This window comes from Streptomyces sp. NTD91 (assembly GCF_059510455.1).
Window position 1 is genome coordinate 352,506 of the sequence record NZ_JCAJZW010000001.1, and the last position, 15,428, is coordinate 367,933.

The following is a 15,428-nucleotide window of genomic DNA, read 5'->3' on the forward strand; positions in this document are numbered from 1 at the left end:
CCTCCGCGTTCCCCTCCGCCGGACAGTACTGATCTGATGGACCGTCAGTTAGCATGCCATCTGACGGATCGTCAGCCAACCCGGTCGGGGAGGCCACGTGAACGAGACCCCGCACTCCCTGGGTTCCGCCCGCACACTGTGGGACCTGGTCGTCCGCCGCGCCGCCCTCAGCGCCGGCCGCCCGGCCCTCCTCCAGGGCGGGCACACGCTCACCTTCGGCGGGCTGCGCACGGGTGCCGAGCGGGTGGCGGCCGGCCTGCACGGCATGGGCGTAGGCCCGGGCACGGTGGTCGCCTGGCAGCTGCCCACGCGGATCGAGACCGTCCTGCTCTCCCTCGCGCTGGCCCGCCTGGGCGCCGTGCAGTCCCCGGTGATCCCCTTCCACCGGGACCGGGAGGTCGGCTTCGCGCTGCGCGCGTCCAGGGCGGAGTTCTTCGCGGTGCCGGGCGTGTGGCGGGGCCACGACCACACGGAGATGGCGCGGCGGCTCGGCGCGAAGGGTGTCTTCGAGGCGTACGACACCCTGCCCGACGGCGATCCGTCAGGGCTGCCCGCCCCGCCCGCCGACGGCACCTCGGTGCGCTGGATCTACTGGACCTCCGGCACCACCTCCGACCCCAAGGGCGTGCTGCACACGGACCGCTCGCTGATCGCCGGCGGCTCCTGCCTGGCGCACGCCCTGGGGCTCACCCCGGCCGACGTGGGCTCGATCGCCTTCCCGTACGCCCACATAGGCGGCCCCGACTATCTGGTGATGCTGCTGCTGTACGGCTTCCCGGCGGTGCTGTTCGAGCACTTCGCGCTGCCGGACGCGCTGGCGGAGTACCGGCGGCACGGGGTGACGGTGGCGGGCGGCTCGACGGCCTTCTACTCGATGTTCCTGGCCGAGCAGCGCAAGCGGCCCGGCCGGAGACTGATCCCGTCCCTGCGGCTGCTCGCGGGCGGCGGCGCGCCCAAACCCCCCGAGGTCTACCACGCGGTGGTCCGCGAGATGGGCGTCCAGCTCACCCACGGCTACGGCATGACCGAGGTTCCGATGATCACCATGGGCGACCCGCGGGACACCCCGGAGAACCTGGCCACGACCGAGGGCCGCCCGCCGCCCGGCATGGAGTTGCGGATCGTCGACGGCGAGATCCGGCTGCGCGGCGAGGCCGTGTGCCAGGGCTATCTGGACCCCGCGCAGACCGCCGCCGCCTTCGACCCCGACGGCTTTCTGCGCACCGGCGACCTGGGCCGCGTGACGGACTCGGGCCATCTCGTCCTCACCGGTCGCCTGAAGGACGTGATCATCCGAAAGGGCGAGAACATCTCGGCCAGGGAGATCGAGGACCTCCTCGCCGCGCACCCCGCGATCGCGGACGCCGCGGTGGTGGGCCTGCCGGACGCCGACCGCGGGGAACTGGTCTGCGCGGTGGTCGAACAGCCGCCCGGCGCAGCCGCGTTGACCCTGCCGGAGGTCACCTCCTACCTGCGCGCGGCGGGCCTGTCCGTGCACAAGCTGCCGGAGCGGCTGGAGGTGGTTCAGGCGCTGCCGCGGAACGACACCCTGCGCAAGGTGCTGAAGTACAAGCTGCGGGAACGCTATTCCGCGACCGTGAAGTAGCGGGAGAAGGCCGGGATGATGTCCGGTTCGGTGATGGCACCGTCGGCGTCGGTGTCGAGGGCCGCCGCGACGGTGCCGGCCGGGCCGGCGGGAACGTGCAGGACGCGCAGCACGCGGGCGGTGTCGGCGACCGTGAGACGGCCGTCGGAGTCCGTGTCCGCCACGGCGAGGGCCGCGTGCAGGAAGGGACGGGCGATCTCGGCGAAGCGCTCGGGGTTGTCGCGCAGCCGCTTGACCGCGCCGGTGACGAACTCCTCGCGGGTGATGCGCTGGTCGCCGTCCCGGTCCGCGATCCCGGCCATGCCCTGCCAGAACGCCTCCGCGCCCGCGTACAGCGCCTGCCCCTTGTCGGAGCGCGCGGTCACGGAGAACTCGGCGAGGAGCGCCTTGGCCGCCGCGTTGAAGTCCTCACGGTCGATCCAGCCGTTGCCGTCCTGGTCGAAGGTGGCGAACCGGGCGGCGATCCTGCGCTCGTACTCGGTGCTGACCATGTCTGTTCGGGCCGCCTTACGTGTGCGTCTCGTGCGTGGTGCGGGTGGACGGGCCACCTCGCAGGGAGCGTATGACGCGCGTGGCCTTCGGATGGCCGCAACCCGGCGGTTGTGCCAAGACCGGGGGAATTCTGCGACAACAGTGTGGCCATGTCGCGGGGGCGGTGGCGCCGACGGCGTGTCGCGGCGCGGCGCGAAACGCCGGGGGTTCAGGAGGGCTCGGGCACCGGCGCGGGCGGCGCGTCAGGCCGAGAGCGGGTCCGCCTCGTCGGTGGTCGCGGCCTCGAGGTCGGGCCGGACGTCGAAGAGGCGGCGGACGCCGAGCGCGCCGAGGACCCGGTTGACGTGCGAGCCGTCGTCGGCGCCGCGGTCGGGCAGGATGAGCCGGAGCCGGCCCTGGCAGGAGCGGAGCAGCCTGCGGGCGGCGACGAGGACGCCGACCCCGCTGGAATCGCAGAAGAACACGTCGGAGAGGTCCACGACGAGGCTGTGGTGGCCCTCGGCCACCACGTCGTGCACGTGTTGCCGCAGTACCGGCGAGGTCATCAGGTCCAGTTCTCCGGACACCCGGAGCACGGCCCACTCGCCCCGTTCGACGCCGGTCACATCGAATGCCACGTCCCTGCCCCTCCGCTCGCCGGAACTTCCGGAACCGCCCGGAAACGGACGCAGTTCCTACGCTTGCTTCCGCGCGGCTGCCCACCGGCCGTTCCCTGAAACGTCCGGCCACAAACTCGACGTGATCGACAAGGGGCTTATTTCGGTCACTATCGATCCTGTTCGATCACAGATACACAGGGTCCGTGTGAAGCTTATGTGAAGAGGGCACTATCACCTGCGGCGCTCCCGGGGGCGCGCATTGACACAAAGGGGCGTGCGCCGCCGGGTGTGCCGACTACATTCGACAGGACAGTGCGGAGAGGCTGGACCGGCCGGACACGGGTGAGGGGAGGGACCGCATGGCCGAGAAGGACGTACCGCCCCGCTGGGACCGCAAGATGCAACAGCGGCTGGCCCGCGGTGAGGCGGCCGCCCTGGGCGAGCTGTACGACCGCTTCGCCTCGCTGGTGCACGGCCTCGCCCACCGCGTCCTCGGCGAGGAGAAGGCCGCGGACACCCTCACCCGCGAGGTCTTCGCCCACCTCTGGGAGCACCCCGAGACCTACGACCCCAAGAAGGGCCCCCTGCGCACCTGGGTCGCCGGGGTCACCCGCCGGCTCGCCGTGGAGCGGCTGCGCGCCAGCGAGACCGCCGCGCTGGCGGAGGGTGGCGGTTCCCTGGCGGAACTGGAGCGCAAGGTGCGCCGCGCCTCGGTCGCCGCCCGAGCCGACTACATCGTCCACTCCATGCCCGCCCCGCTGCGCGCCGCCCTCGACCTGGCCTACTTCCAGCGCCGCGACTACCGCCAGACCGCCACCGACCTCGGCGTCACCGAGGACGAGGCCCGCCGCCGGCTCCGCCTCGGCCTGCAGCTGCTCTCCACCGCCCACGACGCCGGCACACCGCCGGAACACGGGGGCGCGCCGTGAGCGGAGCGGGACGGTTCGAGGCCCACGACGGGCACGGTCAGGGGCAGGAGCAGGGGGAGGAGATCCGGCGCGAGGGGTACGACGGCACCGGCGGCCACGGGGACGAGGGACACCGCGACGCGGGGGGCGACGGCGGCTCGGGCCACGAGCCGCACGGCACCGGCGGCTCCGAGCCGGACCGGCCCGCGCGCATACCGACGCCCCGCGCCTCCGTCGAGGACGGCGGGCTTGCGCTGCCCGACCTCGCCGCTCTCAAAGACCTCACGCCCGTGCCGCTCGACCTGCCGCACGACGTCCTGAAATCGCTCCTCGGCGCCTGGGCGCTGGCCGCCTGCTCGGCGGCCGAGGCGGTGGCCGTCGAGGACCACCTGGGCTCCTGCGGAAGCTGCGCCGACGAGGCCCGCCGGCTGCGCGAGGCGGTCGGTCTGCTGCACCAGCCGGAGAGCCTCGACCTGAACCCGGCGCTGCGCACCCGCGTCCTGGAGAGCTGCCTGGAGCGCCGGCCGCCGCACATCCCGGTGCCCGGATGGGCGACGCCGTACGACGCCGAGACCGCGCGTCTGGACGCCCTGCTGCAGGACTTCGGGGGCGCCGAGTGGCACGCGCCGGTGCGGCTGCGCTGGTTCGAGTCCGACACGCCGCGCAGCCGTCGTACGACCGTGGCCGGGGTGATCGCGCACCTGCTGTCGGTGGACGGGCTGGTCGCGGTCGGGCTGGGCCTGGAGGACCCGCTGGCCGGGGTCGGCGAGGTGGCCGAGCGGCGCGCGGTGGGCCCGCAGCAGCGCACGGAGGCGTTCTGGCGGACCTCCCGCTTCCCGCCGACCCGCTCGGTGCGGGCGCCCTGGCGGGAGCAGAGCCACGGTCTGGTGCGGACCGTGTCCTTCACCGGCGGCCACGCGGGCGGGCTGGCGGTGTCGTACGGCGAGTTCGACCTGCCGTTGCACGACGCGATGCTGGACCGGGCCTTCGAGTGCTGGGTGCACGCGGAGGACATCGCGGAGGCGGTGGACTACCCCTACGAGCCGCCCGCGCCGCGCCACCTGAACAAGATGATCGACCTCGCGGCCCGGATGCTGCCCGCCGCCCTGGCGCAACGCCGGCAGGCGGGCCTGGCCTCGCCCGGCCGCGGCCGCCACCTCGGCGTCGCCGGTGAGCCCGGCCGCAGCCTCCGGCTGGAGATCGAGGGCCACGGCGGCGGCGAGTGGCTGATCCCGCTGGACTCACCGGCGGCGGTGGGCTCCGCGGAGCACGAGGTGGCCCATGTGGCGCTGGACGGCGTGGAGTTCTGCCGGCTGGCCGCCGGTCGGGTGTCACCGGAGGAGGCGGCGGCCGGGCAGGTGGGCGACCGGGAGGCGATCGGGGACGTGCTGTTCGCCACGGCGGGGTTGAGCCGGATGTAGGGGTGGGGTGCGCAGGCGCCTCCCGGCCGTCAGGCGAACACCACGGTCCGTCGGCCGTTCAGCAGGATGCGGCGCTCCGCGTGCCACTTCACCGCCCGCGCCAGCGCCTGGCACTCCACGTCCCGGCCGATGGCGACCAGCTGGTCCGGCGTCACATCGTGGCCGACCCGCTCGACCTCCTGCTCGATGATCGGCCCCTCGTCCAGGTCGGCGGTCACATAGTGCGCGGTCGCCCCGATGAGCTTGACCCCCCTGGCGTGCGCCTGGTGGTACGGCTTCGCGCCCTTGAAGCTCGGCAGGAAGGAGTGGTGGATGTTGATGATCCGGCCGCTGAGCTGCTTGCACAGGTCGTCGGAGAGGACCTGCATGTAGCGGGCGAGGACGACCAGTTCGACGCCCTCCTCGCGCACGATCTCCAGCAGCTTCGCCTCGGCGTCCGCCTTCGTGTCCTTCGTCACCGGAATGTGGTGGAAAGGAATGTTGTAGGAGCCCACCAGCTCCTCGAAGTCGGTGTGGTTCGAGACCACGCCCACGATCTCCACCGGCAGCGCCCCGATCCGCGCCCGGAACAGCAGGTCGTTCAGGCAGTGCCCGAACTTGCTGACCATGAGCAGGATCCGCATCCTCTCGTCGGCCCGGTGGATCTGCCAGTCCATGCGGAAGGAGTCGCCGATCGCGGCGAAGCTGGCGCGCAGCTTCTCCACCGTCACCGGCGCCTCGGCCGAGAAGTGGACGCGCATGAAGAACAGACCCGTGTCGTGGTCGCCGAACTGCTGGCTGTCCTCGATGTTGCAGCCGGTCATGAAGAGGTAGCTCGACACGGCGTGCACGATGCCCTGCTTGTCCGGGCAGGACAGGGTGAGGACGTACTGGTCGGCCTTGGCGGCGGGCGCGGACTGCTCGTTCATGCACTACAGGTTCTCACGCCGGCCGCCCGCCGCGGACGATCGTCCCGCAGGACGGGACGGCAGGACGGGGCGACCGGACGGGGTCCACGGCGCGGGCGACGGCGCACCGCCCGCGGAAACGGCTACGCGCTCCGGGTCAGGATCCGCAGCACTTCCAGGGTCTTCGGCGGCGTGTCCGGGTCCTCTCCGTCGCTGACGGACATCCGGACATGGGCGTCCCGCGCCGCCCGTACCGCCTCCGGCCACCCGGGGTGGTCGAGGTACGCGGAGACCGGCGCGTCCGGGCCGACCTGGTGCATGATCCGCAGCACCCGCAGGACGGCGGTGTCCACGAGCGCCGCCTCCTGCGAGTCCCGGAAGATCGTGCCGACGTACTTCTCGGCGGACCAGTTGTCCAGCCAGGTGTCCTCCACCAGGCGGTAGACGGCGTCGGTGACGTCGCCGTACCCGTCCACGCCGGCCAGCCAGACGTCCCGCTGGAACACCGGGTCGGAGAGCATGTGCAGCGCCGAGCGCACATTGCTGCGCCAGCGCCACCACGGCATGTCGCTTAGGGGCATGCCGCCCATGGTGGAGGAGCGACGGCCACGACGGGAAGAGTTCTCCGAACCTTGCACGGTCATCGATCGTACGTTCCCCGTCACGCCAGCCTCACAGGCCCCGGCAATTCACCTCCATGTCACCCTTCGTTGACTCTGGGTCACTCGTCGGTTCGTCGTGTGAGGGAATCGTGCGTGCACATGACCGGCAGGCGACGCGCGATCCGTACTTTCCTCCAGCCCTCTCTCCGCCCCGGCAGAACCGCCGCCCTGACGGCGGGCGCGGTGGCTCTCTGTGCGTCGCTCACCGCCGGATGCGGGGTCGTCCCCGGTGCCACGGGGGGCTCCGGGGACGACCCGATCAAGGTCATGACCTGGGCCCCGCAGGACACCGACGCCACCAACAAACCCGGCATGCCCGCCATGGCCCTCGCCTACGCCAAGTGGCTCAACGCGCACGGCGGCATCAACGGCCGCCAGCTGAAGGTCCTGACCTGCAACGACCACAACGACAGCGTGGGCGCCGCCAAGTGCGCCCGGTACGCGGCGGACGAGAACGTGGTCGCGGTCGTCGGCTCCTACAGCCAGTTCACCGACTCCTACTCCGCCCCGCTGGAAGGCGCCGGCATCCCCTACATAGGCGGCTACGGCGTCACCAACGACGAGTTCACCGGCCAGATGTCGTACCCGGTCAACGGCGGCCAGCCCGCCCTGCTCGCCGGTCTCGGCAAGGCCCTCGCGGCCGGCTGCGGCGACGTCTCCCTGGTCCGGCCCGACAGCATCGCAGGCGACGAACTGCCCGTGCTGCTCGACGCCGGGCTGCAGGCGGGCGGCCACGCGAAGGCCGGCGACCAGCTCGCCCAGGAGGACGCCACCGAGTACAGCGACCAGGCCGACCAGGCACTGCGCCATGCCACCCGGGACGTGGTGAGGAAGGGCTGCGTGATCCCCGCACTCGGCGACCGCACCGACACCTTCATGGACTCCTTCCGGCGCGAGCGCGACAGCTTCCCCGCGGTACGGCTCGGGACGGTGCTCGGCAGCGTCGACCAGACCGTGATCAACGCCACCGGCGGGGCGTCGGGGCCGTACGAGGGGGCGTACATCACCGGCTGGTACCCGCCGGCGTCGGACGCGCGCTGGGACCCGATGAAGAAGGTGATCAACGAGGAGGCCTTCGGCGACAACCGCATCGACCCCGCGGACGCCGGGGTGCAGACCACGTGGATCGCCTACACCGTGCTGAAGGCCGTCCTCGACAAGATCGGTGGCGGAGACGTGAGCGCCGACTCCGTGCGGCGCACCCTCGACAGCGGCCTGCGGGTCTCCACCGGCGGTCTGACCCCGACCCTGCACTGGTCCTACTCCAGCAGACTCGCCGTGGTCGGCTTCCCGCGCCTGGTCAACGCCGACGTCACCCTCCAGGTGGTCCAGGACGGCAGGCTGGTCGCGGCCCGCAGGGGCACCGGCGGTCTCGACGGCACCACCGACATGACCTCGATCCTGGAGAACGCCGACGTGCAGTGACGCCCGCCGGCGCGTCCCCTCAGGACCTCACAGCTGCGTCGGCTGGCGCTGGGTCAGTCCGTACTTCTGCGCGATCGCGTTCCACAGCGCCGCCGCCTTCGCCTTCTGCGCGCTGGCGGTGCCGCTCGCCCGGTTGCCCGCCTGGGTCTCGCCCGTGACACGGGCGTGGCCCTTGCGGCAGACCTTGCGGTTCCTGGCCTGGTCCGCCCACGCCGCGTAGTGGCTGTCGGCCGCGGCGGACGCCTGCCAGGCCTTGGTCAGCGCGGCGGTCAGCTCACCGCTGTTCGGCAGCTTGTCGACGGACAGCTTGCCGAGCCGGGTCACCAGGTCGCCGCGCTGCCCGGCCGCGTCGCGCAGGCTGGAGCCGGCCGTGTCGAGGTCGGTGCAGTTCTTGACGTCGGCCACCGACTTGATCACCGTGGCGCGGCTGCTGCCGCTGTCGGCGAGCAGCTTGTCCAGCTCGACCGCCTGCTGCCGGGCCGGGTCGGCAGCCGGCGCGGAGCTCTGGCCGGAGGCCGCGGAGGTGGCCGCGACCGTCTTGCCGTCGGTGCTCCGGTCCGTGCCGCCGCCGCTCAGCAGCGCGCCCGCGCCCACACCGACGACGACGATGCCCACCCCGATCGCGGCGATCAGCGGCACCCGCGAGCGGGTCCGGGGCGGGTCGTCGTCGTGCGCGGGGGCGTACGACGGCTGCGTCGCGCCGTACGGCGGCTGGGCCGTTCCGCCGGGGTAGCCGCCCGGCTGCTGGACGCGCGGCATCTGCTGGGTGGACCCGGCCGGGCCGTCACCGCCCGCCGGGCCGCCGCGGAAGAGGTGGTCGAACCCGTCCGACGACGGCCGGTCCACGCCCTGCGCCTGGTGCTGCGCCTGCGCGGCGTACGGCGGGATGTACTGGGTGGCCTCCGCGTCCGACGGCGCGGGTGCCTGGGCGGCGCGGCCGAGGTAGCGCGTCTCCTCGCCCTGCGCCTCGGGCGGCAGCGCGCCGGGCGCCACCGGCGGGAGGTACTGGGTCGCGCCCTCGTCGGCGGGGGCCGCGACCGGCGGCAGGTACTGGGTGGCGCCTTCGTCGGGAGCCGCCTGCACCGGCGGTATGTACTGCGTCGCACCCTCGTCCGCCGGGGGCAGCGGGGCGGGCTGCTGCGCGTACGCCTGCTGCGGCTGGTGCTGCTGCTGGTACGGCTCGGGTGCCGTGCCGTACCCGGGCTGCTGACCGGCACCGTAGCCGCCGCCCTGGCCGTACGGCGGCTGCCCGTACGACGCGGCCGGGGTGCCCTCGGGCGGCAGCGGGCCGGGGCCCGCGGCCGGCGGCTGCTGGGGCGGGACGTCCGGGGTCTGCCACTGCTGGGCCGCCGCCGGGGGCCAGCCCTGGTCCGGCCCGGGCGGCTGCTGCTCGGGCCCCCAGGAGCCGCCCCAGGCCTGCCCGCCTGCCGGGGCGGTCGTTGCGGGGGCGGGCGCGCCGGTCATGCCCGGCAACAGGGGCTCGCCTCCGTCGGAGGGCAGCACGATGCCTTCGCGCGCGTTCCGCGCCGAGGGCTCCTCGCCCTGTCCACTCTGCGTCACCGGGACTCCTACTAATGGGGGACCTTGTGAATCGGGCTCACGCTACCGGGTCCCCCGAGCCGGGTGCCATGCAGCTCAGGGCGCGATCTTCTTCCGTGTGACGGCCACGACAGAACCACCCCCGCAGTGTACTGGTATAGGCCACTTTGCGTGTCCGTCACGCCTCCGGACGCCGTTCGCCGTCCGTTCACGCGCTCACGGCCCAAAGTTCACGCACACCGCGGGGCCGGTGCCGTTCACGCGGCCTGCTGGAGTTCGAGGCGCGCCCCGAACTCCCTTACCACCGCCTCCTCCCGGAACGGTTCCAGGCGCTGCTGGAGGTCCTCCAGGTACTCGGCGCCCCGGTTGGAACGCAGCGTCTCCAGCAGCTCCACCGCCTTCAGGCCGGTGCCACAGGCCTGTTCGATCTCCCGCTGCTGCACCTGGGCCGTGGCGAGCAGACAGAGGCCGATGGCGCGCCGGCGGGCCCGGGACTCCGGGTGTCCGGCCAGCGACTGCTCGGCGTACCGGGCCGCCTGCTCGGGCTGGCCGAGGTCGCGGTGGCAGTGCGCCAACTCGTCGGCGAGGTAGGCCTCGTCGAAGTGCCGGATCCACACCGGGTCGTCGCCGAGGGAGCCGTCCGCCCGCTCCATCGCCGTCACCGCGCGCCCGACGGAGGCCTGCGCCGCGCGCGCGTCCCCGAGCAGGGCGTGCCCGCGCGCCTCGGCCGCGTGGAACATCGCCTCCGCGCGCGGGGTCACCTGCCCGCGCGCCCCTTCCTGCGCCGCCCGCGCCAACTGGGCGATCTCGCGCGGGTTCCCGAGCTGCGCGGCGAGGTGGCTCATGGACGCGGCGAGCACATAGCCGCCGTACCCACGGTCCCCGGCGGCCTGCGCCAGCCGCAGCGACTGGATGTAGTACCGCTGGGCGAGCCCCGGTTGCCCGCTGTCCACGGCCATGTACCCCGCCAGTTCCGTCAACCGGGCCACGGAGGCGAACAGTTCGCGTCCGACCGTCTCCCGGTACGAGCCCGCGAGCAGCCCGGAGACCACGCTGTTCAGGTAGTGCACGACCACCGGGCGCACGTGCCCGCTGCCGAACTGGTGGTCCAGGTCGGTCAGCGCCTGCGTCATGGACCGTACGGCCGCCACGTCGGCCTGGCCCACGCGCGGGCCCGCCTGCCGGGCCACCTGGGCGTCCGGCGCCGAGATCAGCCAGTCCCTGCTCGGCTCGACCAGCGCGGAGGCGGCGACGGAGGAGCCGGACAGGAAGTCCCGCCGCCCCACGTCACTGCGCCACAGCTCGCAGACCTGCTCGATGGCCCCCAGTACCGTCGGCGAGAACTGGAGACCCACCCCCGAGGCGAGGTTCTTGCCGTTGGCCATGCCGATCTCGTCGATCGTGACCGTACGGCCGAGCTTGCGCCCGAGCGCCTCCGCGATGATCGCCGGGGCCCGGCCCCGCGGCTGCTGCCCCCGCAGCCAGCGGGCCACGGACGTCTTGTCGTAGCGCAGGTCGAGACCGCGCTCGGCGCCACACATGTTGACCCGCCGGGCCAGCCCGGCGTTCGAGCACCCCGCTTCCTGGATGAGAGCCTGCAGCCGTTCGTTCGGCTGCCTCGCCACGAGAGGCCTTGCGGCCATGTGCTACCCCCTGCGTTGCGATCACCTGGGCCGTCACCGCTTTCGGAAAGATCACTGCCCAGTTGACATACCGTCAATGCACGACATGTGCGGTTTGCCGGGGTAACTACGGATGCCAACCCCACCCCTGCCTACCCAGCCCACGCCCCGGTTCCTCCCGCGCGCCCCCGCCCGTGCACCCATGCGCCCCGACTGCCGAATCGATGCTCCACCCCGGCGCGCGCTACAGCCGTAACTCCAGGTGGGCGCGGGAGTTGAGAGGGGCGTGGAAGAGACGATCGCGGGCGCTTCGAACACTCAGATGACCGGTCAGATTCCGCAGCAGCGCGGGGAACCACTGCTGGAGACCGCCGTACGCTACGCCGGGGAACGGCACTGGGACGTGTTCCCGGGCACCTGGCTGGAAGCGGTCGGCGGCGTTCAGCGCTGCTCGTGCGGCGACGCCTCCTGCCCTGCGCCGGGTGCGCACCCCGCGCGCCCCGACTGGGCGGCCCAGGCGACCGGCAGCGCGACCGTGGCGCGCCGGATGTGGCAGAAGCAGCCGACGGCCTCGATCCTGCTGCCGACGGGGCGGACCTTCGACGCGCTGTCCGTCCCGGAGAGCGCCGGCTTCCTCGCTCTGGCCCGCATGGAGAGGATGGAGCTGACGCTCGGGCCGGTGACGTTGGCCCCGGACCGGCGGATGCACTTCCTCGTGCTGCCGGGGGGCGCCGCGAAGGTGCCGGAACTGCTGCGGGGACTCGGCTGGTCGCTCGCTTCGCTGGATCTGGTGGCCCTCGGCGAGGGGTCGTACGTGGCCGCTCCCCCGACACGGTTCGGGTCCCGGGGGGCCGTGCAGTGGGCTCGCCGGCCCACCCCGGCGAACCGGTGGCTGCCGGGCGCGGAGGAGTTGATCTCGCCGCTCGCGTATGCCTGCGGCCGGGACCGGTAACCGCGGACAAGACCACAGTCCCCCGCCCCTTGGCGCGCCGCACTCGCCGTAACCTTCGTGCATGACCGATGTCGCGGTGCGGGTACGGGGGCTCTGGAAGCGGTTCGGGCAGCAGATCGCAGTCGGGGGGATCGATCTGGAGCTGCCGGCCGGGAAGTTCGTGGGGCTGGTGGGGCCGAACGGGGCCGGAAAGACCACCACGCTCTCCATGGTGACCGGGCTGCTGCGGCCCGACGACGGGACGGTCGAGGTCGTCGGGCACGACGTGTGGCGGGACCCGGTGGCCGTCAAGGCGCGCATCGGTGTCCTTCCCGAAGGGCTGAGGCTGTTCGAGCGGCTGTCGGGGCGTGAGCTGCTCGGCTACGCGGGACGGCTGCGCGGGCTGCCGGGGCCCGAGGTCGACAGGCGGGCCACGCAACTGCTGGACGTCCTCGACCTGGCCGGCGCCCAGCACAAGCTGGTCGTCGACTACTCGACCGGCATGCGCAAGAAGATCGGGCTCGCCGCGGCGCTCCTGCACAACCCCGAGGTGCTCTTCCTGGACGAGCCGTTCGAGGGCGTCGACCCGGTGTCCGCGCAGACCATCCGGGGCGTCCTGGAGCGGTACACCGCCTCCGGAGCCACCGTCGTCTTCTCCTCCCACGTGATGGAGCTGGTCGAGTCGCTGTGCGACTGGGTGGCGGTCATGGCGGCGGGCCGCATCCGGGCGACGGGTCCGCTGGACGAGGTGCGCGGCGAACACCCCACCCTGCAAAGGGCCTTCCTGGAACTGGTCGGAGCGAGCGGCCGGAACGCCGGGTCCGGCCTGGACTGGCTGGGTGGCGGAGCCGCCCGATGACGAACCTCACCTCCACCGTCGTACGGCTGAAACTGTCGCTGCTGCGGGGCGGGCTGCGGCAGTCCGGCGGCCGGCGGGCCGCCTACGTCACCTCGGCGGTCGTCGCACTCCTGTTCGCGCTGTCGCAGCTGCTCGGCCTGCTTCTGCTGCGCGGGCACGCGCACGCCGACGTGATCGCCGTACCCGGCACGGCCGTACTGGCACTGGGCTGGGCGGTGCTGCCGCTGTTCTTCCCCACCGGCGACGAGACCCTGGACCCCACCCGGCTGGTGATGCTCCCGCTGCGCCCCCGCCCGCTGGTCCGGGCGCTGCTCGCGGCCTCCCTGGTGGGCATCGGCCCGCTGTTCACGCTGCTGGTGCTCGTGGGCTGCGCGCTGTCCGTCGCGCGCGGAGGCGCGGCCTACGCCGTGGCGGTGCTCGCCGTCGCCCTCGCCCTGCTGGGCTGCGTGGCGCTGGCGCGGGCCGTCGCCACCGCCAACGTACGGCTGCTGACGAGTCGCAAGGGCCGCGATCTCGCCGTGCTGAGCGGGCTGGTGATCGCGGTCGGCGTGCAACTGGTCAATTTCGGTGCCCGGCAGCTGGGTTCGGCCGGGCTCGGGCGGCTCCAGCCGGTCGCGGACGTGCTGTCCTGGGTGCCGCCGGCGTCGGCGGTGGCGGCGGTCCGCGCGACGAGCGAGGGGTCGTACGGCATCGCGTTCGCCCGACTCGCCGTCGCGGCTGCCGGGTTGGTGGCGCTGATCGCGGTGTGGGCGCGGAGCCTGAGCCGGCTGATGACCGCACCCGACGCCTCCACGGTGCAGCCCGCCGACGCCGGGGGCCGCGGCCGCTCCGCCGCCGGACTCGGCCGGTTGCTGCCGCAGGGCCGCACGGGTCCGGTCATGGAACGCAGCCTGCGCTACGTCTGGCGTGACCCGAAGACCAAGGCCGCGTGGGTGACCTCACTGGCGATCGGGCTGATCGTGCCCGTGTTCAACGCGATCCAGGGCACCGGGTCGGTCTACTTCGCGTGCTTCGCCGCAGGGATGCTCGGCATCCAGATGTACAACCAGTTCGGGCAGGACACCTCCGCGTTCTGGATGGTGGCGCTGACCATCTCCGCCCCCCGGGACGCCTACGCCGAGTTGCGCGGCCGCGCCCTCGCCCTGCTGCTGATCACCCTCCCCTACGCGACCCTCGTCACCACGGTGACCACCGCCCTGCTCGGCTCCTGGTCCCGGCTGCCCGAGGTGCTGGGCCTGTCCTTCGCCCTGCTCGGCGCGATGCTCGCGACCGGCGCCTGGACCTCGGCCCGCTTCCCCTACTCCATCCCCCAGGAAGGCCACAAGAACGTCGCTCCCGGCCAGGCCGGCCTCGCCTGGATCTCCATCTTCGGCGGCATGGTCTCGGCGGCCCTCCTCTGCTGCCCCGTCATCGCACTCACCATCTGGCTGCACGTGAGCGCGGGCGGCGCCGACTGGAGATGGCTGCTGCTGCCGGTGGGCGCGGCGTACGGCGCCGGCCTCACCCTGCTGGGCCTGCGCCTGGCGGCACCGAGAACGGCGGCGCGTCTGCCGGAGATCCTGACCGCCGTCAGCAAGGGGTAGGGCGACTCCCTCGGTCCCCCAGCACCCGATCGAGGAAGGGCGCCACGGCCGACCTCCAGGACCCCGGCATGTCGTAGTGCGCGAGATGCCCGGCGTCGGCGACCTCGGCGTACTCCCCCGCGGGCAGCACCCGCACCATCTCCTGTGCCTCCGCCCGCCCCAGCTCGCCGTCCACCCCGCGCACCACCAGCGTCGGGCAGCGCACCTGGGCCAGTTCCTCCCAGTGCGCGTCGTACACCCAGGTCTCCCGGGACCTGAGCATCTGCTCCGGCTCGAAGACCGGCCGCCAGCCGTCGGCACCCTCGTGCATCACCTCGGCGTAGAACTCACCGCGCGCCGGATTCGGCCGCTCCACCCAGGGATCGTCCTCACCGAACCACTTGCGTACGTCGGCCAGCGTGGCGAAGGGGGCGGGCCAGGCCCTGAACCAGTCGGCCCACTCCCGCTGCGAGGCGGCCCCCAGCGCAGAGGCCCGCATGTCGCAGATGATCAGGCCCCGGACCAGTTCGGGGCGTTTCGCGGCGAGCTGCCAGGCGGTCAGCGCGCCCATGGCGTGGCCGATGAGGAGCGCGGGAGCCAGGCCGAGCTGTTCGAGGGCGGCCTCGGCGTCCTCGACGTAGGCCTCGCGGGTGTAGGCGGCCTGTGGGGGCTTCTCGCTCTGGCCGTGCCCGCGCTGGTCGAGGGCCACGGCGCGGTGGCGCGCGGCGAGCCAGCGGGCGGTGGAGGCCCAGTGGGAGGCGCGGCCCATCAGGCCGTGGAGTAACAGCGCGCCCGGGGCCTTGCGCCCGCCGTCGCCCGCCTCGAGGCCCGTCTTGGGAGGGTCGGCGAACTCCCAGGCGGCCAGGCGCACGCCACCCGCTCCCGTCACGTCGATACGCCGTGCCATGGGCCTGG

The 15,428-nt window shown here is 73.1% G+C and carries 14 protein-coding genes; 7 read left to right on the top strand and 7 right to left on the bottom strand.

The features are described from left to right. Nucleotides 1–97 precede the first annotated feature (97 nt). Nucleotides 98–1,606 carry a class I adenylate-forming enzyme family protein gene (locus tag AC5WRT_RS01615; RefSeq protein ID WP_496091819.1) on the top strand — a complete coding sequence of 503 codons (1,509 nt, stop codon included), beginning with the start codon at nt 98–100 and terminating at the stop codon, nt 1,604–1,606. Here AC5WRT_RS01615 and AC5WRT_RS01620 read toward each other — a convergent pair. Both AC5WRT_RS01620 and AC5WRT_RS01625 read right to left on the bottom strand, forming a co-directional pair. Next, a complete protein-coding gene (locus tag AC5WRT_RS01620) occupies nt 1,585–2,097 on the bottom strand; it encodes an EF-hand domain-containing protein (protein ID WP_496091820.1) in 513 nt (170 codons plus the stop codon). The two genes, AC5WRT_RS01615 and AC5WRT_RS01620, sit on opposite strands and share 22 nt — an antisense overlap. 243 nt (nt 2,098–2,340) lie before the next feature. Next, nucleotides 2,341–2,715 carry an STAS domain-containing protein gene (locus tag AC5WRT_RS01625; RefSeq protein ID WP_496091821.1) on the bottom strand — a complete coding sequence of 125 codons (375 nt, stop codon included), beginning with the start codon at nt 2,713–2,715 and terminating at the stop codon, nt 2,341–2,343. A 341-nt stretch (nt 2,716–3,056) separates the two neighbouring features. Here AC5WRT_RS01625 and AC5WRT_RS01630 point away from each other — a divergent pair, with 341 nt between their 5' ends. Together AC5WRT_RS01630 and AC5WRT_RS01635 are read left to right on the top strand one after the other, a co-directional pair. Further along, complete coding sequence (locus AC5WRT_RS01630; RefSeq protein ID WP_496099853.1) at nt 3,057–3,626, top strand: sigma-70 family RNA polymerase sigma factor; 570 nt, start codon at nt 3,057–3,059, stop codon at nt 3,624–3,626. Then, entirely contained in the window at nt 3,623–5,026 is a 1,404-nt protein-coding gene (locus AC5WRT_RS01635) for a zf-HC2 domain-containing protein (protein WP_496099854.1), read from the top strand. Before AC5WRT_RS01630 ends, AC5WRT_RS01635 begins: the two co-directional genes overlap by 4 nt. Nucleotides 5,027–5,055: 29 nt before the next feature. Here AC5WRT_RS01635 and purU read toward each other — a convergent pair whose 3' ends face one another. Then, complete coding sequence (gene purU, locus AC5WRT_RS01640) at nt 5,056–5,934, bottom strand: formyltetrahydrofolate deformylase (protein WP_496091824.1); 879 nt, start codon at nt 5,932–5,934, stop codon at nt 5,056–5,058. A 122-nt stretch (nt 5,935–6,056) separates the two neighbouring features. Then, on the bottom strand, nt 6,057–6,557 hold the full coding sequence (locus AC5WRT_RS01645) for an SCO4402 family protein (RefSeq protein ID WP_496091825.1): 501 nt from the start codon (nt 6,555–6,557) through the stop codon (nt 6,057–6,059). Nucleotides 6,558–6,674: 117 nt separating this feature from the next. On the opposite strand from AC5WRT_RS01645, the gene AC5WRT_RS01650 reads away from it, so the two are divergent. Beyond that, the gene (locus tag AC5WRT_RS01650) at nt 6,675–8,000 is read left to right on the top strand and encodes an ABC transporter substrate-binding protein (RefSeq protein WP_496091826.1); all 1,326 of its coding nucleotides are present in this window, start codon (nt 6,675–6,677) and stop codon (nt 7,998–8,000) included. Between the two features lie 27 nt (nt 8,001–8,027). Here AC5WRT_RS01650 and AC5WRT_RS01655 read toward each other — a convergent pair whose 3' ends face one another. Together AC5WRT_RS01655 and AC5WRT_RS01660 are read right to left on the bottom strand one after the other, a co-directional pair. Next, complete coding sequence (locus tag AC5WRT_RS01655) at nt 8,028–9,560, bottom strand: hypothetical protein (protein WP_496091827.1); 1,533 nt, start codon at nt 9,558–9,560, stop codon at nt 8,028–8,030. Between the two features lie 236 nt (nt 9,561–9,796). Beyond that, nucleotides 9,797–11,182 (bottom strand): NsdA family TPR-like regulatory protein, encoded by a 1,386-nt coding sequence (locus AC5WRT_RS01660; protein WP_496091828.1) that lies wholly within the window; start codon nt 11,180–11,182, stop codon nt 9,797–9,799. Nucleotides 11,183–11,483: 301 nt separating this feature from the next. Between AC5WRT_RS01660 and AC5WRT_RS01665 the strand changes: the two genes are divergently transcribed. From AC5WRT_RS01665 to AC5WRT_RS01675, 3 genes are all read left to right on the top strand, one after another. Beyond that, nucleotides 11,484–12,113, top strand: a complete 630-nt coding sequence (locus AC5WRT_RS01665) for a bifunctional DNA primase/polymerase (RefSeq protein ID WP_496091829.1) — start codon at nt 11,484–11,486, stop codon at nt 12,111–12,113. A 61-nt stretch (nt 12,114–12,174) separates the two neighbouring features. Next, nucleotides 12,175–12,951, top strand: coding sequence for an ABC transporter ATP-binding protein (locus tag AC5WRT_RS01670; protein ID WP_496091830.1), 777 nt, complete (start codon nt 12,175–12,177; stop codon nt 12,949–12,951). Next, nucleotides 12,948–14,534 (top strand): transporter, encoded by a 1,587-nt coding sequence (locus AC5WRT_RS01675; protein ID WP_496091831.1) that lies wholly within the window; start codon nt 12,948–12,950, stop codon nt 14,532–14,534. Before AC5WRT_RS01670 ends, AC5WRT_RS01675 begins: the two co-directional genes overlap by 4 nt. Here the strand turns inward: AC5WRT_RS01675 and AC5WRT_RS01680 are convergent. Beyond that, the gene (locus tag AC5WRT_RS01680) at nt 14,521–15,420 is read right to left on the bottom strand and encodes an alpha/beta fold hydrolase (RefSeq protein ID WP_496091832.1); all 900 of its coding nucleotides are present in this window, start codon (nt 15,418–15,420) and stop codon (nt 14,521–14,523) included. The two genes, AC5WRT_RS01675 and AC5WRT_RS01680, sit on opposite strands and share 14 nt — an antisense overlap. Between the last annotated feature and the right edge of the window lie 8 nt (nt 15,421–15,428).